This window comes from Deinococcus sp. YIM 77859 (genome assembly GCF_000745175.1).
Lineage (GTDB): Bacteria > Deinococcota > Deinococci > Deinococcales > Deinococcaceae > Deinococcus.
The window spans coordinates 528,378-549,023 of the sequence record NZ_JQNI01000002.1; the positions used below are offsets into that span (position 1 = coordinate 528,378).

At 68.7% G+C, this 20,646-nt stretch carries 23 protein-coding genes; 5 read left to right on the top strand and 18 right to left on the bottom strand.

The genetic code is table 11. From position 1 onward, the window contains the following. Positions 1-10 precede the first annotated feature (10 nt). Positions 11-673: a deoxyribose-phosphate aldolase gene (gene deoC / locus EI73_RS02725; protein WP_034383959.1), complete on the bottom strand. Its 663-nt coding sequence runs from the start codon at positions 671-673 to the stop codon at positions 11-13. A gap of 61 nt (positions 674-734) precedes the next feature. Between deoC and EI73_RS02730 the strand changes: the two genes are divergently transcribed. From EI73_RS02730 to EI73_RS02740, 3 genes are all read left to right on the top strand, one after another. Beyond that, a complete protein-coding gene (locus EI73_RS02730) occupies positions 735-1,232 on the top strand; it encodes a peroxiredoxin (RefSeq protein WP_034383961.1) in 498 nt (165 codons plus the stop codon). After that, a complete protein-coding gene (gene rpiA, locus EI73_RS02735; RefSeq protein WP_034383963.1) occupies positions 1,225-1,911 on the top strand; it encodes a ribose 5-phosphate isomerase A in 687 nt (228 codons plus the stop codon). Before EI73_RS02730 ends, rpiA begins: the two co-directional genes overlap by 8 nt. Before the next feature lie 119 nt (positions 1,912-2,030). Next, complete coding sequence (locus EI73_RS02740) at positions 2,031-2,858, top strand: PIG-L deacetylase family protein (RefSeq protein ID WP_231557270.1); 828 nt, start codon at positions 2,031-2,033, stop codon at positions 2,856-2,858. A 73-nt stretch (positions 2,859-2,931) separates the two neighbouring features. On the opposite strand, the gene EI73_RS02745 is transcribed toward EI73_RS02740, so the two are convergent. From EI73_RS02745 to lysS, 6 genes are all read right to left on the bottom strand, one after another. Then, on the bottom strand, positions 2,932-4,968 hold the full coding sequence (locus EI73_RS02745; protein WP_034383968.1) for a thioredoxin domain-containing protein: 2,037 nt from the start codon (positions 4,966-4,968) through the stop codon (positions 2,932-2,934). 81 nt (positions 4,969-5,049) lie between these two features. Next, positions 5,050-6,246: a cysteine desulfurase-like protein gene (locus EI73_RS02750; RefSeq protein WP_034383970.1), complete on the bottom strand. Its 1,197-nt coding sequence runs from the start codon at positions 6,244-6,246 to the stop codon at positions 5,050-5,052. A gap of 55 nt (positions 6,247-6,301) precedes the next feature. Beyond that, positions 6,302-6,907, bottom strand: coding sequence for a benzoate/H(+) symporter BenE family transporter (locus tag EI73_RS16815; RefSeq protein WP_255344493.1), 606 nt, complete (start codon positions 6,905-6,907; stop codon positions 6,302-6,304). Continuing rightward, complete coding sequence (locus tag EI73_RS16820) at positions 6,895-7,485, bottom strand: benzoate/H(+) symporter BenE family transporter (protein ID WP_255344494.1); 591 nt, start codon at positions 7,483-7,485, stop codon at positions 6,895-6,897. Before EI73_RS16820 ends, EI73_RS16815 begins: the two co-directional genes overlap by 13 nt. Beyond that, positions 7,482-8,294 carry a PhzF family phenazine biosynthesis protein gene (locus EI73_RS02760; protein ID WP_034383972.1) on the bottom strand — a complete coding sequence of 271 codons (813 nt, stop codon included), beginning with the start codon at positions 8,292-8,294 and terminating at the stop codon, positions 7,482-7,484. Before EI73_RS02760 ends, EI73_RS16820 begins: the two co-directional genes overlap by 4 nt. Positions 8,295-8,353: 59 nt before the next feature. Further along, on the bottom strand, positions 8,354-9,523 hold the full coding sequence (gene lysS, locus EI73_RS02765; protein ID WP_034383974.1) for a homocitrate synthase: 1,170 nt from the start codon (positions 9,521-9,523) through the stop codon (positions 8,354-8,356). Between the two features lie 153 nt (positions 9,524-9,676). On the opposite strand from lysS, the gene EI73_RS02770 reads away from it, so the two are divergent. Further along, positions 9,677-10,648, top strand: coding sequence for an aldo/keto reductase (locus tag EI73_RS02770; RefSeq protein ID WP_034383976.1), 972 nt, complete (start codon positions 9,677-9,679; stop codon positions 10,646-10,648). Between the two features lie 17 nt (positions 10,649-10,665). On the opposite strand, the gene EI73_RS02775 is transcribed toward EI73_RS02770, so the two are convergent. Together EI73_RS02775 and EI73_RS02780 are read right to left on the bottom strand one after the other, a co-directional pair. Beyond that, entirely contained in the window at positions 10,666-11,151 is a 486-nt protein-coding gene (locus tag EI73_RS02775; RefSeq protein ID WP_034383978.1) for a MaoC family dehydratase, read from the bottom strand. Beyond that, a complete protein-coding gene (locus EI73_RS02780; protein ID WP_034383981.1) occupies positions 11,148-12,011 on the bottom strand; it encodes a CoA ester lyase in 864 nt (287 codons plus the stop codon). The genes EI73_RS02775 and EI73_RS02780 overlap by 4 nt, the downstream gene beginning before the upstream one ends. Positions 12,012-12,221: 210 nt before the next feature. Between EI73_RS02780 and EI73_RS02785 the strand changes: the two genes are divergently transcribed. Further along, positions 12,222-13,298, top strand: a complete 1,077-nt coding sequence (locus EI73_RS02785; RefSeq protein ID WP_034383984.1) for an LLM class flavin-dependent oxidoreductase — start codon at positions 12,222-12,224, stop codon at positions 13,296-13,298. A gap of 27 nt (positions 13,299-13,325) precedes the next feature. Here the strand turns inward: EI73_RS02785 and EI73_RS02790 are convergent, their stop codons facing one another. The 9 genes from EI73_RS02790 to EI73_RS02825 all read right to left on the bottom strand — a co-directional run bounded on the left by EI73_RS02790 (position 13,326) and on the right by EI73_RS02825 (position 20,609). After that, positions 13,326-13,889 (bottom strand): Rieske 2Fe-2S domain-containing protein, encoded by a 564-nt coding sequence (locus EI73_RS02790; protein WP_034383987.1) that lies wholly within the window; start codon positions 13,887-13,889, stop codon positions 13,326-13,328. Then, complete coding sequence (locus EI73_RS02795) at positions 13,886-14,926, bottom strand: c-type cytochrome (protein WP_034383990.1); 1,041 nt, start codon at positions 14,924-14,926, stop codon at positions 13,886-13,888. Before EI73_RS02795 ends, EI73_RS02790 begins: the two co-directional genes overlap by 4 nt. Then, positions 14,923-15,411, bottom strand: coding sequence for a cytochrome c-type biogenesis protein (locus EI73_RS02800; RefSeq protein WP_156103441.1), 489 nt, complete (start codon positions 15,409-15,411; stop codon positions 14,923-14,925). Before EI73_RS02800 ends, EI73_RS02795 begins: the two co-directional genes overlap by 4 nt. Further along, the gene (locus tag EI73_RS02805; RefSeq protein ID WP_034383993.1) at positions 15,408-15,986 is read right to left on the bottom strand and encodes a TlpA family protein disulfide reductase; all 579 of its coding nucleotides are present in this window, start codon (positions 15,984-15,986) and stop codon (positions 15,408-15,410) included. The genes EI73_RS02800 and EI73_RS02805 overlap by 4 nt, the downstream gene beginning before the upstream one ends. A 10-nt stretch (positions 15,987-15,996) precedes the next feature. Then, on the bottom strand, positions 15,997-17,979 hold the full coding sequence (locus EI73_RS02810) for a heme lyase CcmF/NrfE family subunit (protein WP_034383997.1): 1,983 nt from the start codon (positions 17,977-17,979) through the stop codon (positions 15,997-15,999). Positions 17,980-17,992: 13 nt separating this feature from the next. Further along, positions 17,993-18,451 carry a cytochrome c maturation protein CcmE gene (gene ccmE / locus EI73_RS02815; protein ID WP_034383999.1) on the bottom strand — a complete coding sequence of 153 codons (459 nt, stop codon included), beginning with the start codon at positions 18,449-18,451 and terminating at the stop codon, positions 17,993-17,995. Further along, positions 18,448-18,567, bottom strand: coding sequence for a heme exporter protein CcmD (gene ccmD / locus EI73_RS15830; RefSeq protein WP_081908945.1), 120 nt, complete (start codon positions 18,565-18,567; stop codon positions 18,448-18,450). Before ccmD ends, ccmE begins: the two co-directional genes overlap by 4 nt. Next, a complete protein-coding gene (gene ccsA / locus EI73_RS02820) occupies positions 18,560-19,273 on the bottom strand; it encodes a cytochrome c biogenesis protein CcsA (RefSeq protein WP_034387592.1) in 714 nt (237 codons plus the stop codon). Before ccsA ends, ccmD begins: the two co-directional genes overlap by 8 nt. Before the next feature lie 217 nt (positions 19,274-19,490). Beyond that, positions 19,491-20,609, bottom strand: coding sequence for an RNA-guided endonuclease TnpB family protein (locus EI73_RS02825; RefSeq protein ID WP_051935390.1), 1,119 nt, complete (start codon positions 20,607-20,609; stop codon positions 19,491-19,493). Positions 20,610-20,646 lie beyond the last annotated feature (37 nt).

The following is a 20,646-nucleotide window of genomic DNA, read 5'->3' on the forward strand; positions in this document are numbered from 1 at the left end:
CTCCACGCCCTCAGTAGCCAGAACCGGCCTCCCCGCCCTGCACGAGGGACACGCCGCTCGACGTGCCCAGCCGCGTTGCGCCCGCCTCGATCATCGCTCGGGCGTCGGCGGGGGTGCGAACGCCGCCCGCCGCCTTGAGCTGCGCTCGGCCCGCGATCACGTCCGCCATCAGCCGTACGTCCGCAGGCGTCGCGCCGCCCGGACCGAAGCCGGTGCTGGTCTTGACAAAATCGGCTCCACCCGCAACCGCCGCCTCTGTCGCGGCCCGCTTTTGTGCGTCATCCAGGTAGCAGGTTTCGATGATGACCTTGAGCACCGTACCTGGAATGGCCTGCCGCACCGCGCGCACGTCCGCCTCCACGGCGTCCCAGTCCCCCTCTAGGGCCGCGCCGATGTGGATGACCATATCCACCTCGTCTGCCCCCGCCTCCACGCTCAGGCGGGCCTCGACCGCTTTTTGCTCGGGCAGGACCGCGCCCAACGGAAAGCCGCAGACGGTGGCGACCTTGACGGCCGTTCCTGCGAGTTCGGCTTTGGCCAGCGGCACATAGACGGGGTTGACGCACACCGCGTAGAACGAATGCTCCCGCGCTTCGGCACAAAGCTGACGGATGTCGGCGGCGGTGGCGGTGGCCTTGAGCAGGGTGTGGTCGATGTAGGGCGCGAGATTCACGTTTCCCAGGATACCCGCGTCCTGTCTGGCCTGCTGTGTTCCCGCCTGTTACCCTCAGGGCATGACTGGCCCTGCCCCTCGCCTCCAACCCGGTGACCCCTTTCCTGACTTCGCCCTTCCCGACGCTGAGGGCCGCACCCACCGCCTCTCCGACTACGCGGGCCGCTACGTCGTCCTGTACGCCTACCCCAAGGACGACACACCCGGCTGCACCAAGGAAGCCTGCGACTTCCGCGACAGCGCCCGGCTCCACTCCCTCGGCGCGGTGATTCTGGGTGTGAGCCGCGACGACGCGGAGAGCCACCGCGCCTTTGCCCAGAAGCACAGCCTGCCCTTCCCGCTTCTGACCGATGTGGACGCAAGCTTCCTGAGGAGCCTGGGGGCCTTTGGTCCCAAGAACCTCTACGGGAAAGTCGTGGAGGGCGTGAAGCGAGAGACTTTCCTGATCGGCCCGGATGGGCGGCTGGTCAAAGCCTGGCGAAATGTGTCTGTGGACGGGCATGCGGATGCCGTTGCTGCCGCCATCGAAGCTGATCAGAAGGCGAGGCGCGATGCCTGAGCTGGAGGCGCTGAAACAGGAGGCGGCCCTGCGCGCGGTCACGCTGGTCAGAAGCGGCATGCGGGTCGGTTTGGGCACCGGCAGCACCGCGAAATACGCGATTGAGGCGATTGGAGAACGCCTGGCGTCCGGCGACCTGCGCGGTGTGGTGGGGGTCGCGACCAGCGACGCTTCGGAAGCGCTCGCGCGGCGGGTCGGCATTCCGGTTGAACCGCTCGACCCCCGGCCCCTGGACCTCGCCATCGACGGCGCAGACGAGATCGATCCCCAGCTCAACCTGATCAAGGGCTTGGGCGGGGCGCTGCTGCGCGAGAAGCTGACCGAGGTGCAGGCGCGCGAGCTCGTGATCATCGCGGATCACACCAAGCTCGTCACTCGGCTGGGCGAGAAAGCACCCCTGCCGGTCGAGATCGCCCGCTTCGGCTTTCTGTCCACCATCGAGCGGTTACGCCAACTCGTTCCTGGCGGGCGACTGCGGCAACCCGGCGCGCAGCCCTACGTAACAGACAACGGCAACTACATCTATGACGCGCAGCTTCCGGAGCGGTTTGACGCCGCCGGGCTCGAACGGCAGCTCAAGGGCACGCTGGGCGTGGTGGAAACGGGGTTTTTCCTGGGCATGGCGCAGCGGGCCTTTGTGGCGGCTCCGGAGGGCGTACGCGAGTTGCGCTGCCCCTAATCCAGAAGCGCGGGCGGTTCCCGTGGACCGGGGCGGTTCTCTTTGCCGCATGGCTGGCCGCCTTTGGGATCAACTCCCCCTCGGCGTTGCGCCTGCTGTACCCGCGTGCGGCGGCTGAGGTGACGGCCCTGCCTGCCGCCCCCGGCTACCGCGCCGGGCAGCGTGTCCTGGTGGTCAGCCCCCACCCCGACGACGAGAGCCTGTGCTGTGCGGGCAGTATTCAACATGCCCTGGCTGCCGGAGCACAGGTGTACATTGTGTGGCTGACGAGCGGCGACGGGTTCGAGCTCGATGCGGCGCTGCACGAACACACGCCCCACCCCCGTGGCCGAGCGTTGGAACGGTTGGGCCAGGACCGCCTTGCGGAGGCCACCCACGCGGCCAGTGTGCTCGGTGTGCCGCGTGACCACCTGTTTTTCCTGGGCTACCCCGATGGCAGCCTGCTGAGACTGCTGCGCGCCCACTCGGCCACCCCCACCCGCTCGCGGTACACAGGGGCGACGCATGTGCCCTATGCCCAGGCGCTCTCGCCCGGTGCCCCGTACACCGCCGCCAGCCTGGAGCGCGACCTGGGAACGGTCCTCGACCGGGTACGGCCTGACGTGGTGCTCCTGCCCTCCACCGCTGACTTTCACCACGATCACCAGGCCACCAGCCTGGTGACCCAGCGCCTGCTGGCGGCACGCGGCGAGCAGGGCCGCGAGCGGTTCTGGATCGTCCACGGCGGTCTGGAATGGCCCGTTCCCAAGGGGTTGCACGAGGGGTTCCCGCTGCTGATTCCCCCACGCGGCCACCGTCTGCCCTGGACTCGGGTGGACCTCACGCCCCAGGAGCAGAACATCAAACTGCGTGCCCTGCGGGCCCACGCGAGCCAGATGGCGGTGATGCCGCGTTTTCTCACGGCCTTTGTCCGCTCGAATGAACTCCTCGCGTCGCCTGCGAAGTGACTGCTACGGGTTTCGGTGGAGGGATACCATCCCTGTGACCCCGGCCAACAGGGCAGCTCCCAGAGCTCCGAGCTTACCCTGGCAGCCGCTCCAACTGCCCCGCCAGCCCCTCCGGTTCCCGTGTGGGCAGGTCGCAGGTGTGGGCGACGCAGACGTAGGCGGTGCCCCCTCCCGGCCGCCCCTCCAGCACAGGGAGCCCTTCTCCACGCTCTGCGGGCGCGATGGCCGCGAAGGGGAGGGGAAAACGGGCCAACACGCGTTCCAGGGGAGCGCGTTCCTGGGGTGTGCCGATGAGGGCCACCTCCACGTGTGGGGCTTCGAGAAAGGCCGCGGCCTGCCACAGCCCACCGAAGCCGCTCGCTGCCGCGAGCATATCGCCCTGGTACGCGCGGACGACTGAGCGGGCCAGCCGCTCTCCCTCCTCGTCGCCGAAGTAGCGGCTCATCCACAGGCCCAGCAGGGCGGCAGCGGCGTTGTCGCTGAGGATGGCCGAGTCAAAGCCCTGGGCCTGCCGGGTGAGCAGCGCCTCGGCCCGGCCCCCGGTCGAGCGGAAGAGGCCCGCCTCCTCGTCCCAGAAGTCACGGCGGATGATCTCCCACAGTTCGCGGGCCCACTCCAGGTGCGCGAGGTCGCCGCCCGCCTGATAGAGCGCCACCAGCCCTAGGCCGTAGAGCGCGTGGTCTTCCAGCAGGCCCTCTACCCGCGCCTCACCGTTTTTGTAGGTGTGCCGCAGGGTGCCGCCTTCGAGGCGCAGGTGCTCGCGCACAAAGGCCGCGTTGCGCCGAGCGAGCTGTAGGTAATGCGCCTCGCCCAGAATCCGCCCCGCGTCCGCGAAGGCGGCCAGCGCCAGGCCATTCCACGAGGTGAGAACCTTGTCGTCGGTGCCGGGCTGGGGCCGCTGGGCGCGAGCCTCCAGCAGACGCCGGCGGGCACGCTCCAGCTGCTCGCTGAGCTTCTCCGCAGGCTCGCCCAGGTCGCGCGCGAGGTCCGCCACGGCGGTGCGGACGTGCAGCACGTTCCGCCGCCCGTACTCGGGGCGGTGCGGGTCCTCGAAGTTGCCCTCCTCCGTCACGCCGTACACGCGCAGCACGAGGTCAGCGTCCGGTCCCTCGCCCAGCACCTCGCGGATCTCCTGCGGCGTCCAGGTGAAGGTGAGGCCCTCCACCCCCTGCGTATCTGCGTCCTGCGCGCTGTAGAAGCCGCCCTGCGGCGAGAGCATCTCGCGTTCCAGGTAGGCGAGGGTCTCGCGGGCCAGGCGCGTCCAGGTCGGGTCGCCCGTGTACTGAGCGGCGCGCAGGAGGGTCCGTGTCAGCTGTGCGTTGTCGTACAGCATCTTTTCGAAGTGCGGCACCAGCCAGCGTTCGTCCACGGCGTAGCGGTGAAAGCCCCCGCCAAGCTGGTCGTAGATGCCGCCCCGGCCCATCATGCGCAGCGTGTGGAGGGCCATGTCCCGTCCGTCCGCTTGTGTGAGCAGGAAATCCAGCGTGGTCGGCGCGGGAAATTTGGGTGCGCGCCCAAAGCCGCCCAGGTTGGCGTCGTACACCCGGCGCAGGTTCTCTACCCCGCGGCGCAGGAAGTCTTTCGGCAGGTCGCTTCCCGGCGCGCGGGGGCGGCTGGCCTCGCGCAGGTGCTCGGTGAGGGCCCGCGCGTTTCCGGTCAGCTTGTCGCGGTCCTGCTTCCAGGCGTAGGCCACACTGGCCAGCAGGCGCCGAAAACCCGGCATGCCGTAGCGGTCTTCCGGCGGGAAGTAGGTGCCCGCGTAGAAGGGCTCGCCGTCCGGGGTCAGAAAGACCGTCATGGGCCAGCCGCCCTGCCCGGTCATCAGCTGGGTGGCCGTCATGTAGATGCTGTCCACGTCGGGCCGTTCCTCGCGGTCCACCTTGATGTTGACGAAGTGCTCGTTCATGAACTCGGCGGTCACCGGGTCCTCGAAGCTCTCGTGCGCCATCACGTGACACCAGTGGCAGGTCGAGTAGCCGACCGAAAGCAGCACCGGCACGTCCCGCCGCCGCGCCTCGGCGAACGCGGCCTCCCCCCAGGGCCACCAGTCCACCGGATGATCCGCGTGCTGAAGGAGGTACGGGCTGGTTTCCTGCGCGAGGCGGTTCATGGGGGGAGGGTACTGTTCTTCCCCCTCCGGGGGGATGAAGGCCGCTGGGGAGAAGCTTCACGCCTGGGGGCGGTAGCTTCCTCAACCCCACTCCAGCAGACCCCTCAGGAGCCGCTCCACGTCCTCCAGGCTCGTGTAATGGGCGATGCTGGCCCGCACCACGCCCTGCGGATACAGGCCCAGATCCCTGAGGGGCTGCACGGCGTAGAAGTGCCCGGCGGCGACGTCTACGCCCTTTTCCGAGAGGCGTTCTGCCGTCACTTCCGGGGCTTCTCCCTTCAGCCGAAAGGCGACCGTGCCCACGCGGCCAGCCGTCGTCTGCGGCCCGTAGACCGTGACGCCGGGCGTCTCCAGCAGACCGGAAAGGAGGCGCTGCGCGACGGGCTGTTCGAGCCTGCCGATCCGGGCGGACGCCGCCTCCAGCGCGGCGCGGGAGAGGGTCTCGTGCCCGCCGAGGTCGCGCAGGTAGTCCAGCGTACCCAGCCACCCGGCCAGCAGTTCAAACGGCGGTGTGCCGTGTTCCAGGCCGGTGATGTCGCCTTCCGGCACGAAGCTCAGCCGTGGCCAGGGCAGATGCGCGCGGCGTTCGGGCGAGACCCACAGGGCCCCCAGGTGCGGTCCCCACACCTTGTACGGGCTCAAGGTCACGAAGTCAGCTCCCCAGGCCGCCACATCCGGGAAGGCGTGAGGGGCGGCATGCACGGCGTCCACCACCGTCCACGCCCCCACCGCGCGCGCCTGTGCCGTGACGGCGGGGATATCCACGCTCACGCCCAGGGCGTTGCTCGCCGCTGTGACCGCCACCAGGCGGGTGCGGGGCGAGAGGAGCGCGGCGAGGTCGTCCGGGTGCAGGGACATTTCGGGCGGCCGCGCGTGCCAGACGTGTACCGTGACCCCCACCTGTGCAAGCTCGCGCCAGGGACTCGCGTTCGCCTCGTGTTCCAGGCCGCTGAGAATCACCTCGTCCCCCGGCCCCCACAGCCGCCCGAAGGCCGCGGCCAGCCGGAAGCTGAGGGCGGTCGCGCTCGGCCCCAGGGCCACATCCTCGGGGTTTGCGTTCAGGAGGAGGGCCGTCGCCTCGCGCGCGCGCTGTTTTAGGGCAAGCACCTCCCGTCCCGGCCGGTGCCCGGGCATGGCGTTCGTGGCCCCGTAACGGGTGAGGTGGTCTGTGATCGCGGCGATGGACCGAGCCGGCAACAACCCGCCCGCCGCGTTGTCGAGGTACGCGCGGCCGGAGGCGAGCGGCGGAAACTGGGCGCGGATGGCAGCGAGCTTCATGGAGGGCAGTGTAAGGGCATGGGCGCTCTGCTCCTCCACCGCCGTTCGTGGCGGCCTACGGGCGGCGCTGCCGGCTCACCCACACCAACCCGCCCCCCAGGAGGAGGCCCCACACGGCGCTTCCCACCCCCAGAAAGGTCACGCCGCTTGCGGTGACGGCCAGGGTGAGGAAGGCGGCCTCCCGTCCCCGCTCGTCGGCGAGCGCGGCCGTCACGCTCGTCAGCGTGGTGGACACCAGGGCCAGACCGGCCAAGGCCGCCACCACGGGTGCGGGGACCGCCGCGACCGCACCCACCACCCAGCCCGCGAACACCCCCAACAGCAGGTAGAAGAAGGCCGCACTCAGCCCCGCCACCCAGCGCCGTTCGGGATCTGCGTGCGACTCCTCGCCCGCCGCGATGGCCGCCGTGATCGCCGCGAGCGTGGTGGTGTGCGCGCCGAACGGCGCCGAGAGCAGGCTTGCCACGCCCGACCAGGTGATGAGGGGCGAGGTGGGCACCCGTGCAAACCCGCAGGCGCGCAGCACGGCCACGCCGGGAAGCTGCTGCGACGCGAGGTTCAGCACGGTGAGCGGCAGCGCGAGCGTCAGCAGGCCCCGCACCGTGAATTCGGGTGTGGTCCAGACGAGGGTTCCCAGGCCGCCGCCCGTCAGCGGCCCCACCCCCCCACCAGCAGCGAGAGGGTGGCCCCGGCCAGCAGTGCCGCCGGAATCGCCCAGCGTGCAAACCACACGCGGCCCGTCAAGAACACCAGCAGCATCCCGCCCACCGCGACAGGGGCTTGGGGGAGCGCCCTAAAGGCCCCGAGCACGAAGGGGAGGAGCACCCCGGCGAGGAGCGCGTTTGCCAGGGCGGGTGGAATGCGCGCGGTGACCCGCTCGAAAGCGCCCGTCACGCCCAGCACGGTCATCAGCAGGGCGCTCAGGACGTAGGCCCCCAGCACCTCCGCGTAGTGCAGGCCGCGTGCAGCCGCCAGCGAGGCCACCAGCGCGAGGCCCGGTGTGGTCCAGGCCATTTTTACGGGCGCGCGGTGCCGCCAGGTCAGCAGGGCGCCGGACAGGCTGATGGCCAGGTAGCAGCTCAGCACCCAGCTGACGGTCTGGTCGTGGGTCAGCCCCAGGTCCCGTGCCGCGCCCACCAGCAGCCCGATGCTGCTCGCCGCGCCCACCACCACGGCGACGAAGCCCGCGGTGACGGCAGAGGCGGAGGCGTCCCGGCGCAGATCGGCCAGGGCCGTCACGGGTCACGCCTTCTCGCCGAGCCGCCCACCCAGACTTCGAACCCGCCGCCCGTTTCCGCATACTGCGCGGTGAGGCGCGCCGGTGTGCCGGGCATTCGCTGCGCACCCCTCAGCAGGTTCGTTCCCTCCGGGAGACGTCCCTGCGCCCCCAGGGCTCCCACCAGGCAGGCGAACATCTGGCTGCTGGCCGCGTCCTCCTCAAAGCCCCTCAGCGGCCCGAATGCTCGGAAGCTGACCTCTGCCCGCCCGGGGCCGCCGGGCGCGTACAGCACCAGGCCCGTCGTGCCGGTTGCTCGGTTCACCGCTGCGACCGCCTCCGCGTTCGGCGTGAGGGCGTCCAGCGCCGCCGTGTCGGACGTCTCCACCATCAGATTGGGGCGGCCTGCCGAGGCCACCTGCACGCTCCTGGCCTCTAGCCCGAGCGGGGAAAGGTCCACAGGCGGCGCCTGGGTCACCTGCACCTCGCCCTGCCGCAGCAGCCACTCGCCGCCGCACAGTTGTGCGGGCAGCACCTCCTCACCCATCCGCACGTCCACCACGTCCAGCAGCTCGCCCTGACCGTGCAGGAAGGCGAGCGCGGCCAGGGCGCCTGAATCCGAGCTGCCCTTTTCCTTGAGGGGCGTGAAGACGCGGAGGGTGACGCTTCCTGCGTCCACCGCCTCCACAAACACGCTCAGAGGTGCTCCCGAGGCCGCCGCACGGGCCTGAAGGTCACCGGCGGCCTCGGGAAAGACGGCGACCGTCTTGCCCCCTTCAGCCTGGGGAGGGGAGAGGACACGGTAATGGGTGGGGACAACGAGCGAGTCCATCTGCGGCCCATTTCAGCACCTTTTGCCGGGGGAAGAACGGCCCTTGCCTGTCCCGGTTCCTAGGCGCTGACCCACTCGCGCAGCACCTGTTCCAGATGGGCGTCATCCAGTTCGCCCTGTTCGGCCAGCGCCTTGATGTGGTCCGTCACCTGCCGCAGGGCGTCCTCGCCGTAGTGCAGGCCCAGTTCCCGCGCCTTGTAGGCGATGGCGTGCTTGCCCGTCACCTTGCTGGCGGCCTGAATGCGGCGGCCCACACCGAAGACGGCGGGCGGAATGGCCTCGTACGCGCCGGGGTTGAGGTAGATCGCCTTGAGGTGCATCCCGGCCTTGTGGTTGTAGGCGAACTCGCCGGTCAGGTAATTGTTCCAGGGAATGGGCAGGTCCACCATGCGGGCAATCATGCGGTCGAGTTCCGGGAGCAATTCGAGGTTGTACTTGTCGATCAACCCCTGCGGGTCAAAGGTGAACATCCGCGCCAGGAAGCCTCCCAGCGGCGTGATGCCGTTGCGCTCGCCGATCCCCAGGATGGTCGTGTCGATGTGGGTCGCCCCCGCCTCGATCGCCTCGTAAGCGTTGGAGACGGCGCAGCCGGTGTCGTTGTGCCCATGAAACTCGATGCCGCAGTTCGCGTGAATCACCTTGCGGACCTCGCGCACCAGCGTGTACACCTGCCGGGGCGTCGCGACACCCACCGTGTCTGCAAGCCCGACGCGGTGGACCCCCAGGTCAGAGACGGCGCGGTACACCGCCATCAGGTCCGCCTCCTCCGAACGAAAGGTATCTTCGGCGCTGAAGCGGATCTGTAGATCAGGGTGGTGTTGCTTGATCCAGCCGATGACCTCGCGCGCCGTGTCAATAATCTGCCCAATGCTCTTGCCGTGGCTGAATTCCCGCAGAAAGGAACTCGTGCCAAACAGCAGGTCTAGGCCGTCGACGCCTAGGTCTACGGCCCGCTGCACGTCCTCCATGTGGCAGCGCACGTGCGTGAGGATCTTCGTTCGCAGGCCCAGGCGCGTGAGCTGCCGAATATCCGCTTGCGTCTGCGCCCCCACCATGGGGGTGGTGACTTCGATGAACTCGATGCCAAAAGCGTCCAGCGCCCGAGCGATCTCGATCTTGTCCCCCGTTTTGAAGTTCCCGCGCGCGAACTGCTCGCCCTCCCGCAGGGTGGAGTCGATGATGGCCCAGGAACGGGCAGGAATGAGGGGGGCAGGAGCATCTGGGGTCATAGCCTCTTGCGAGGTATTTTGCCTGTTGGCTTAGCGAATGTCAAATGTATTGCCCTTCTTGTCTATCATTTGAAAACAAGCGGAGAGTGGCCTCCCGGTGAAGACGGCCCTCATGCCGGTCGCCTGCACCGCGAGTAGGGTACGCCCGTGAGCATGCACAAGCGTCCGCTGGGCCGTACGGGCCTCTCCGTCGCAGAAATCGGGTACGGTGCCTGGGGCATTGGGGCCGACATGTGGAAGGGCGCACGGGACGACGAGAGCCTCCGGGCGCTGCGCCGCTACATCGAACTGGGTGGCAACTTCATCGACACGGCGATGGGCTACGGGAACGGCCACTCCGAGCGGCTGGTGGGAGAGGTGGCCCGCGAGCACCCCGGCACCCTCGTCGCGACCAAGATCAGCCCGCAGAACATGGAATGGCCTGCCGCGCCCCACACCACCGCCCAGGAGGCGTATCCCGGTGACTGGGTGATTCGCTGCACCGAGGCCAGCCTGGAGCGTCTGGGTCTCCCCGCCATCGACGTCCAGCAGCTGCACGTTTGGAACGACACCTGGCTGGGGCAGGGCGACTGGCAGGACGCGGTCACGCAGCTCAAGCGGGACGGCAAGATCCGCCATTTCGGTATCTCCATCAACGACCATCAACCCCACAACGCCGTCAAAGCGGTGGAGGCTGGGGCTGTGGAGACCGTGCAGGTGATCTACAACATTTTTGACCAGTCGCCGCAGGACCGGCTGCTTGACGCCTGCCAGGCCAATGGAGTGGGCGTGATCGTCCGTGTGGCCCTCGATGAGGGCAGTCTAACCGGCACGATCACCCCGGAGACCACCTTCCCGGAAGGCGACTGGCGTCACCGTTACTTTGGCGGCAACCGCAAGGCTGAACTGCAACCCCGCCTGCGCGCGATCGAGGCGGATCTGGGCATCACGACCGCCCAACTGCCCGCGGTGGCCCTGCGGTTCGTCCTGAGTCACCCGGCGGTCAGCACGGTGATCGTGGGGATGCGCAGCGTGCGCAACGTGGAGCGCAACGCGGTCCTTGCGGACGGGCAGGGGCTGCCCGCCGAGCAGTTGCAGAAGCTGCACGCGCATCGCTGGGACCGCAACTGGTACGACCCGGCATAGGCCGGGAGCTGCGGGCGCTAGGGGTGAAAGGCAGACGGCTTTTTCTGCATGAGTGCCGTCCGCCGGCAGCGGGCCACCACCTCGCCGCGCTGGTTGATCGCCCGGTGCTCCACCACCACGATGCCCGCGTTCGGACGGCTGCGGCTCTCGCGGGCCTCAAGGACCTCCGACTCGGCGCGGAGGGTATCCCCCTGGAAGACGGGTTGAGGAAACACCACGTCGCTGAGGCCCAGGTTGGCGACCAGGGTGCCCAGCGTGAGCTCGTGCACGCTGAGGCCCACGAGCAGGCTGAGCGTGAGCATGCTGTTGACGAGCGGCTGCCCGAACTCGGTCCCGGCGGCGTACTCCCGGTCGAGGTGCAGTGGCTGCGGGTTCATGGTGAGCGTGGTGAACAAGACATTGTCCGCTTCGGTGACCGTGCGGGTGACTCGGTGGCGGATCACTGTGCCGGGTGTCAGTTCCTCGAAGTAGCGCCCCTGCGGGCGGTTGAGATCCTCGTTCACGGTGTTTCTCCTCTCGCCTGTAGAATGGCCCGTGCTCGAGCGAGCATGGGTTCGTCCACCATCTGCCCCTCGAAGGAAAAGGCGCCGCGGCCCTCCAGCGCGGCCTGATGGGCTGCGTCCAGCAGGCGGCGGGCGCGTTCTGCCTCGGCGACCGTGGGCCCAAAACACTCGTGGGCCAGGGCCACCTGGGCAGGATGAATGCACAGCTTCCCGCCGTAGCCCAGCGCGCGGCCCTGCGCGGCGTCCTCTCGGAAAGCCGCCTCATCCTTCAGTCGTGTCACGACGATATCCAGCGCGTGCACGCCCGCCAGCCGCGCTGCGAGCGCGACGTGTGAGCGGGCGTACAGCACTTCGAGGTTTCCCGGTGTGCGCTGTCCGCCCAGATCGGTCGTGTAATCCTCCGCACCGAAGTAGGCCCAGGACACCGCCGGTTCGGTCATGATCTCGTGCGCGTGCCACACCCCCGCAGCGGTTTCCAGGCCCGCCAGCACGGGAAGGCGCAGGTCCCGTGCGGCGAGCGCGCCCACCACCCGCTGCACGTCCGCCGCTGACTCCAGCTTGGGCACCACAACGCCCGCCAGTTCCGGCGTGAGCACCCCCAGGTCTTCCTCGAAAAAGGGGGAGTGCACCGCGTTGACCCGCACGAATACCGCGAGGTGCGGGGCGGCAGCGATCAGGTCGCGGGCCGCGTCACGGGCCACCGGACGGGCAGCGGCCTTGGCTTCGGGCGTGCTCGGCACGGCGTCTTCCAGGTCGATCACGGCGGCGTCAGGCTGGGCGCGGGGCAGCTTGGCGATCAGGTCCGGGCGGTTTCCCGGCGCAAACAGCACGCTGCGGGGCTGGAGGACCGCCGTACTCATCCGGTCTTCCCCCTCCACCCCACCCTACGGCTTCCAGTTGAAGAACTCCGACCGGCGGAAGAAGGAAAAGGACAGCCAGAATGGCGGTTGCCTTGGGCGCTTTCCCAAGGGCGAACGGCCAGGGCCGGAAGCCGGATCAAACAAGCGTTCGTTGGCACGGCGTTCAGCATACGGGACGCAGCAGGCCTCAAGCTCTACACAGGAGAAGCCATGAATCCACCCCTCCCCCCCTTTGAACTTGGGTTGTACAGTTTCGGCGAACTCACCCCCGACCCCGTGACCGGGGCGACCCTCAGCCCCGAGCAGCGGCTCAAAGACCTGCTGGAAGAGATCGAGCTGGCCGACCAGGTGGGCCTAGACGTGTTCGGCATCGGAGAGCACCACCGGCCCGACTATCTCGTTTCGGCGCCGAGCGTCGTGCTTGCGGCGGCCGCTGCACGCACGCGCCGCATTCGCCTCACCAGCGCCGTCACGGTGTTGGGGACCGAGGATCCCATTCGGGTGTACCAGCAGTACGCCACGCTTGACCTCCTGTCGGGCGGTCGAGCGGAAATCATGGTGGGGCGCGGCTCTTTTGCAGAGTCCTTTCCGCTGTTTCTGGGCGGGCCGCCGCTCGATTACGACGCGCTTTTTGCAGAGAAGCTGGAGCTGCTGCTCAAGGTGCGCAAGGACGAGCATGTCTTCTGGCAGGGCCGCACACGTCCTCCGCTGCGTGGCGAGGGTGTCTATCCCCGCACCCGTCCCGAACTCCCCATCTGGCTGGCGGTGGGCGGCACCCCTGCTTCCGCACGTCGCGCCGGGACGCTCGGCCTGCCGATGGCGCTGGCCATCATCGGCGGCCTCCCGGAGCGCTTCCGGCCTTTTGTCGAGCTCTACCGCGAGGCGGCCCGCACGGCCGGGCACGGCGAGCTGCCCCTGGGGATCAACGCGCACGGCTACATCGCGCCAACCTCCCAGGCGGCAGCGAATGAAGCCTACCCGGCCCATGCCCTGGTGATGAACCGCATCGGACGTGAACGGGGCTGGCCGCCCATCACGCGCGCGCACTTCGAGGGTGACCGCTCGCCGCGCGGCGCCCTCTTCGTGGGTGATCCGCAGCAGGTGACCGAAAAGATCCTCTTCCAGCACGAGCTGTTTGGGCACCAGCGCTTCCTGATGCAGCTGAGTGTGGGGACCCTGCCGCACGCGCAGATCATGCGGGCGATCGAACTGTACGGCACAGTCGTCGCCCCGGCGGTGCGGGCAGAGGTGGCTCGGCGGGGCGCTCTTCAGACCGGCACGGCGTAGCGGACGGTCGGCTGACCCGTTGCCCCCTCAGGTCCCGAGCGCCGGCGCGGGCTCGATGCCCGTCGCGTACAGATCCTGCCCCCGCGCTTCGAGCCGCACGCGGGGAAGGGGTGCGTTCGCCTTGCCGAAGACAGCGACTCCACCCTGCAGGGGATCAAAGACGCTGAAGTGACAGGGGCAGCCCAGTTGCGGGTGACGTTCGCCCGGTGGTGGGCGGTAGTTGTACGCAAAGGCCAGCACCTCCGGGTCACGCACCAGGTTCACGGCGCAGCCCAGGTGGGTGCAGACCCGGGAGTAGGCCGCGTAATGGGCGTCCCCGACGCTGAGGCCGCCCGGCACCGGCCCGGGTACCCGCAGCGCCACGCAGGGCCGCCCCGCGTACTGGAAGGCCACCTCGGTCCACTCTTCCGCAAGGGCCTCCAGCGCGGCGACCCGCACCGCCTTCCCCGGCTGGAAGTCCGGCGGGCCGACCCTTTCTTTGCCCCAGGTCACGCGGCTGGCATACCAGCCCATGTAGCCAAAGGCACCCAGCGTGCCCGCGACCGGCAGCACCCACCAGCGTTCCAGAAGGGCGCGGCGGCTCAGCCTCATGGGCCTTCCTTCTGCCAGCGTTCCAGCACGTCCAGCAGAGCACGGAGTTCAGCGGCGCCGAGGTTGGGAAAGGCGGGCATCGCGCCCTTGCCGTTGACGATCACCGCTCGCAGCGCGTCCCGCGACAGGGAGGAGGCGCGCAGGCTGGGGCCGAGTGCGCCGCCTCCACCGCTTGCGCCGTGGCAGCTCGCGCAGCTGGCGGCATACACGCGTAGGCCCGGATTCGCCTCGTTCTGGCGAGCGCGGATGGCCGTGATCAGTTCGTCCGCGTCTCGGCCCTTGGGATCGAGCGTTCGGTAGCGTTCCAGCGCCGTGAGGGCCTCCTCGTCCTGGCCAAAGCGGGCCAGTGCGAAGCCCAGCAGCAGTTGCGACTCTGGGTCCTGGGGGGCGAGCTGCGCGGCGGTGCGAATCAGCAAAAAGGCCTGCTGCGCGTCCTCTGGCCTAAGCGGCTGCCCGGTCTGCTCGGGGCGGGTGAGGAGCAGAATGCCCAGGCGGCGCAGCGCCTCCGGCTGCCGGGGATCGAGCTTGAGCGCGTTGCCGTAGGCCGTGACCGCCTGAGCGTACTGCCCGCTGTCGAAAGCGGCCTTGCCCCAGGCCAGGTACGCGGCTCGGTCGCCCGTGGTCTCCGCTCGGCGGCGGAGCTCAGGGAGCGCGAGCGCGTCCCGCACGTTCTGCGCCTCGCCCGGTCCCAAGGCGGCGAGCTGCCAGCGCGGCACAAAGGTCAGCGCGCCCGCCACCGTCAGCAGCGCGGCCACCGCGACCCCCCCCAGCGCCAGCGCGCGCGTCTGGCCCGAGCGAGGCGCGGGCGGCAGGGCGTCCAGCGCGCGCAGGGTGAGTGCGGCGCGGCGTTCGAGGTCGGGCCGCCGCTGCTCGTCTTCGAGCGCGGTGAGTTCGGCATACAGGCGGTCACGCTCCGCGAGCAGGCGGTCACGCTCCGCCGCGTCAGGGTCCTGGGGAACCGAGGCGCGCAGCGGCGCGAGCACCAGCCCCAGCGACGCCAGCAGGATGAGGGCGAGCAGAATCAGGCTGAGGATCATATCTTCTCCCCGGGCCGCCGGGTCTTCCGCTGCACCTCGGCGAGATAGGGGTCAAAGGGTTCCTCGGTGGCAGGAAGGGCTGCCGGAGCTGCCTGCCCCGCCGCGGGCCTGCGCCGCAGAACGCGCCACAGCACTGCGCCCCCCGCCACAAGCGCCACCACCGGGGCACCCCACAGCACGAGGTTACTCCCCTCCTTGGGCGGATCGAGCAGCACGAAGTTCCCGTAGCGTGCCGCGAAGTAGGCGTAGATCTCCCGGTCGCTGCGCCCCGCCGCCACCTGTTCCCGCACCTCCCGCAGCATCTCCCGGCTGATGTCGTTCGTGCTTTCGGTGATCGGCACGCCGGTGCAGATCGGGCAGCGCAGGTTGCGCCCCAACTGCTCGGCGCGGGCCTCCTGCGCGGGGCTGAGGGCGAGGGAAGCCGAGAGCAGCAGGCAGAGCGCCGTGGGCAGTGCCCACCGCCCGCTGGCGGCCGACCGTCTCACAGCCCCGCCACCCCGATCTTGGAGAGCCCCACGTTCAGCCGCTCGCGGGTGAGACCACCGCGGTCCACGTGCCGGATCATGCCCTCGCGGTCGATGAAAAAGGTCTCGGGAATGCCCGCGACGCCGTAGTTGATGCCGGTCTTGATCCCCGGGTCGCGCAGCGAGGGGTAGGCGAGAGCGTACTCGCGGATGAAGTCGCGCGCATTCTGCTCGTTCGTCTCCTGAAAGAGCACGCCGATCACGGCCAGGCCCGTGCCCGCCCCCTGCCGCTCGCTGAGTTCGCGAAAGAGGGGCGCTTCCTCGCGGCACGGCCCGCACCACGACGCCCAAAAGTTGAGGACGACGGGCCGGCCCCTCAGGGCGGCAAGGCTGACCTGCGCGCCGTCAAGACTGGTCAGCGTGAATTCGGGGGCGGGTTTTCCGACGAGCGGGCCGCCGGTCGTGGCGTTTCGCGCGGGACTCAGCAGGGCGACGCCCAGCACGGCGACAAGCGCGGCGGCGATCAGCGGAGGCAGCAGCCGCCGCCACAGCGGAGCGGGGGCGCTGGTCTTGGAAGGGGAGGAAAGGTCAGTCATAGGTCCTCACTCAGTCGGTAGCGGGAGCGGTCCGCACGCTGGGCACACGCGTCGGCGCTCGCCGTGGGGGGAGCAGGGTCAGGCCCGCGCCCAGCACCACGATCAGCGTGCCCCACCAGATCCACGACACCAGCGGGCTTTCGATCAGGCGCACGCTGGCCCAGCGGCCCTGCGGATCGAAGGCGGTGACGACGAGATACGTGTCCCCCAGGAGGCCGTAGCGCACGGCGGGGGCGGGAAAGGACGTGTTCCCGCCCTGCACGTAGGTGTTCAGCCGCGCCTCAAAGGGTTGCCCGTCAATCAGGACGCGCGCGACCGCGGAGTTTCCGTAGGGTTTGGTGTCCTGCCGGGTGCCCTGCAGCGCCAGCGTCTCGTTCAGAAGCCGCACCGGGGCCGCACCGACGTTGAGGGTGACCTGCGCGTCCTGCCGGTACGCGCCCGAAAAGGCGATGCCCAGCGCCATCACGACCAGGCCCGCGTGGGCGAGGTAGGCCCCGTAGCGCCGAGGCTGCTCGCGCATCAGGCCGAAAACGTCACCCCCCCGTTGCCGCGCGGCGCGGGCGGTGAGCAGGCCCAGCCCGGCGAGGTTGTAGGCCGCCAGGGCCACCGTGCCCAGCACACCCCAGGCCCGCACGCCCAGCAGGAACGCGACCAGCGCTACCCCCAGCCCGGCGAGCAGCAGGGGCCGCAGCGCCCGCCAGAGGCTTTGCCCGTCGGCCCGCCGCCACGGCAGCAGCGGTCCTAGACCCATCAAGAGCAGCAGGCCAAGCCCCAGCGGGATGGCAAAGGCGTTGTAGAAGGCGGGGCCGACCGAGGTGTCCCGCCGCCCCTGCAGCGCCTCGACAAAGGTTGGGAAGAGGGTCCCGATCAGCACCATCACGGCGAACACCAGAAAGAGCCAGTTCCCAGCCAAAAAGGCCCCCTCGCGGCTCACCGGGGCCGGGGGGTCGGCCTCGTCGCGCAGCAGGGGCGCGCGCCAGGCCGCCAGGCCGATCCCCAGAACAAGCAGGAAGGCGAGAAAGCCCAGAAAGACCGGTCCCACCGGCCCTCCCGCAAAGGCGTGGACGCTCTGCACGATGCCCGAGCGGTTCAGGAATGTGCCCAGCACGGTGGAGGCGTACGCCAGCACGATCAGCCACACGTTCCACGAGCGCATCAGCCCCCGGCGCTCCTGAATCTGCACGCTGTGGAGAAAAGCGGTCGCCAGCAGCCAGGGGATGAAGGAGGCATTCTCCACCGGGTCCCAAGCCCAGTAGCCGCCCCAACCCAGCGTCTCGTAGCTCCACCAGCCACCCGCGACAATCGCGGCGGTGAGGAACGCCCAGGCGGTGAGCGTCCAGCGCCGCGTGACGACGACCCAGTGATCCGAGAGGCGGCCCGTGATCAGGGCGGCAACCGCATAGGCAAAGGGCACGCTGAGGCCCACGAAACCCAGGTACAGCAGCACCGGGTGAACGGCCATCATCCAGTGGTTCTGGAGGGCGGGATTCGGCCCACGACCGTCGGCGGGAAGCTGTGCCAGCGGCGTAAAGGGGCTGGCGACCGTCGCGCAGACCCCCACGAAAAAGAGCAGGCTGACGAACATCGCGCCCAGCGCCCAGGGCCGCAGCGCGTCGCGCCGCAGCGTGAGGCTGAGAAGAAAGGCGTACCCCGAAAGCAGCCAGGTCCACAGCAGGATAGAGCCCTCGAGCGCGCCCCACAGGCTCGTGACCTTGACCCAGGTCGGAGAGGCGCGCATGGAGTGTTCCGCCACGTACCGCACGGAAAAGTCGTCGCGCAGCAGGGCCACCATCAGCACCAGCGTGCCCAGGCTGACGAGGGCAAAGACGGCCCACGTCGCCCGCCGCGCAGCCTCGGTGGCGCGGGGGTCGGCCCGGAAGCCCCCCAGCGCGGCCAACCAGGTGCCGCCCAGCGTCAAGGCGAGGGCCCCCAGCAGGCTGAGCTGCCCAAGGGCTCCCAGCGCGCTCGCCTCAAAGGAGATCAGGTTCAGCACCGTTCGGCTCGCCTCACTCGCTCTGCCGCAGCAGGTCCTTGAGTTCGGCCTGGGTCTGCGGCACGTGGTACTCCTCGGAGTGCTTGACGACAAGTTCAGTGGCGTGGAAGGTGTTTCCCTGGAATTCGCCGCGCACAACCACGCCTTGGTTTTCCTTGAAGAGGTCGCTCACCGCGCCGCGGTACTCCACCGGGAAAGTCGCGCCGCCGTCCGTCACGTTGAACTTCAGCTCCAGCGTCTGCGGGTCGTACCGAACGGCCTTCACCAGACCGCCGATGCGCAGGGGACGGCCCTCGAACTCGGCGCGCTGCTGCAGGTACTCGGTTGGCGTCACGAAGTATTCCAGGCTCCTCCCCAGGTTCCCAAAGGCGATGAAGGCGGTGAGCGCCACCAGCGCCAGCACGCCCAGCGCGGCGGGAAGGGGGCTACGCCGGTGCCGCCGAGCTCGTGGCAGGGGAGAGGGGGCCGTCATTCCCGTTCCTCCTCACGCAGCGCGCGCAGCCGCAGCCCTATCCAGGCCAGATAGGCCGCGAGCAGCACAAACGTCACCACGTACACGATAACCACGTAACCGCTGTACTTATCCACGCGCCGGCACCTCCACCTTCGCGAGGTCTTCTCGCAGTTCACGTTCCTCACGCGCTTCCTCGCGCGCGGCCAGGATGCCCCGCACACGCAGCAGGTAGAGATACAGCAGGGTAAAGGCCAGGGTGGCGGCCAGCAGCACCCAGCCGTAGATGGGCGCAGCGTCGAAGCGGATGTCCCCCAGCAGCTTGAGCGTCTGGGTCTGGTGCACGCCCCGCCACCACTCCACCGCCATGTAGTTGACCGGCACGTACAGCGTGCCCACCAGGCCGATCACCGCCGACACCCGTGCCCGGCGCTCGGGGTCGTCGATCAGGGAACGAATCAGCAGATAACCGCCGTACACGACCAGGCTCAGCGCGGTGGTGGTGAGCCTGGCGTCCCACACCCAATACACCCCCCAGGTCGGCTTGGCCCACAGCATTCCACCCACGATGGTTGCCACCGTAAAGAGCACTCCGATCTCTGCGCTGCTCATCGCCAGGCGGTCCCAGCGCCTCGCTCGGGTCAGCAGGTACAGCAGCCCGAAAAGGCCCGTCCCGCCGTAGGCGAGGTAACTCAGCCAGGCCGTGGGCACGTGTACAAACATCAGCCGCACCAGTGACCCCTGATTCACATCGAGCGGCGTGCGCAGGCCCAGCACTGCGGTGGTCACCAAGGCGAGCAGGGTGGCGGCCCCCAGCAGCGTCGTCATGCGGTCTTGTCTCATGTTGAGCTCCATTCTGACTTGCCCTGATCCCCGGTACCGTGATGCTTGGACCTGAGGAGCACAGGCGCAAGAAGCCTTCGTGTCGCCAGCATCGCGCTCAGAAGGCGAGGAGGCAAGTGCGAGTGTCCCCGGAGGGAAGCTGCTACGTTGACACTCCCACGGATGAATCCGTGGGATTCTGGTTCTCGCTACGCCAGCCCTTTCGGACTGGTTTCACTTACCCAGCCCAGGGTGTGCCATGCACCCCGCCTGCCGCAACATGAAGCTCCAGCAGGCAGGCCATCCCCAGCCACGCGCCGATATTTCTAGCGGCGTTGTGGTCGGCGTGGCCTCGGTAGCCACATCTCTCGCAACGGAAGTCATGGCGCTGCCTCTCTCCGATGGCCCCGCACTTGCAGCACGTCTTGGACGTGTACTGCGGCGGCACCTTCTCCACCGCGACTCCGCTCAAACCCGCCTTGTACAGAATCTTCTGTTCAAGGTCGTAGTACGGCCAGTAGTCCCGGTTGTGGGCGGCGTTGCGCTTCACTCCCCTGGGCTGCTTGCTGGAACGAATCCCAGACAAGTCCTCGAGGCGCATCCCGCACCCGTGCCCGACGGCGTAGGCCACGACTTCCTTGCTGATGATGTGGTTGATATGACGCACCGTGCGGGTTTCCTTCTGTTCCAGACGCTTCACCGTCTTATACTTCCCGGCCTTCTGCAGCCTGCGCCGCTTATTGGCGTAGTGTTCGCGAATCTGCCGGATACGGGCGAACGTCCAGAACTTCGGAGTCCCTTCGGGTGTTGCTGCCACGGCAAGGTGGTTCTGGCCCCTGTCCACTCCGATGAATCGGGTGGTCTGCGACGGGTCGGGAACGTCCCAACTCACCGAGATGCAGGCGTACCAGACGCCGCGCTTGGAACGGGTCAGTCGCGGCGTGCCTTGCTTGGCCTCGCCGCTGAGAATCCGCTCCAGCACCTCGCCGTGTTTGCTCTGATGGACTTGTAGAGGAATCCGACGCTTCACGCCGCGCAGCAGTCCAAACCCAACCGAGTAGGTATCCCCGACCCTATGGAGCGTCCAACCCTGATTGTTCGTCTCCAGGGGCATACGGCGGAAGGACTTGGCCTTCTTCTGGGCGTTGACGTTGCGGATGGTCTGATTCATCCAGGCCGAGCCAATCTCAACATGTCCGAAGCCCTTCGTGGTCAGCTTGCGCCGCACCTCGTGGGGCAACCCAAGAATTCCGTTGGCGACCTCGGTGTTGAGGGCTTGCAACCTCTCGAACTCCCTCCCCTTGACCGCGTTCAGGTCGAGAAAAGGGAGCTTGAGGGTGAGGGTTGCCGTAGCCACAGACGAAGAATGATAGAACTTGCGGAGGTCTGCAAGA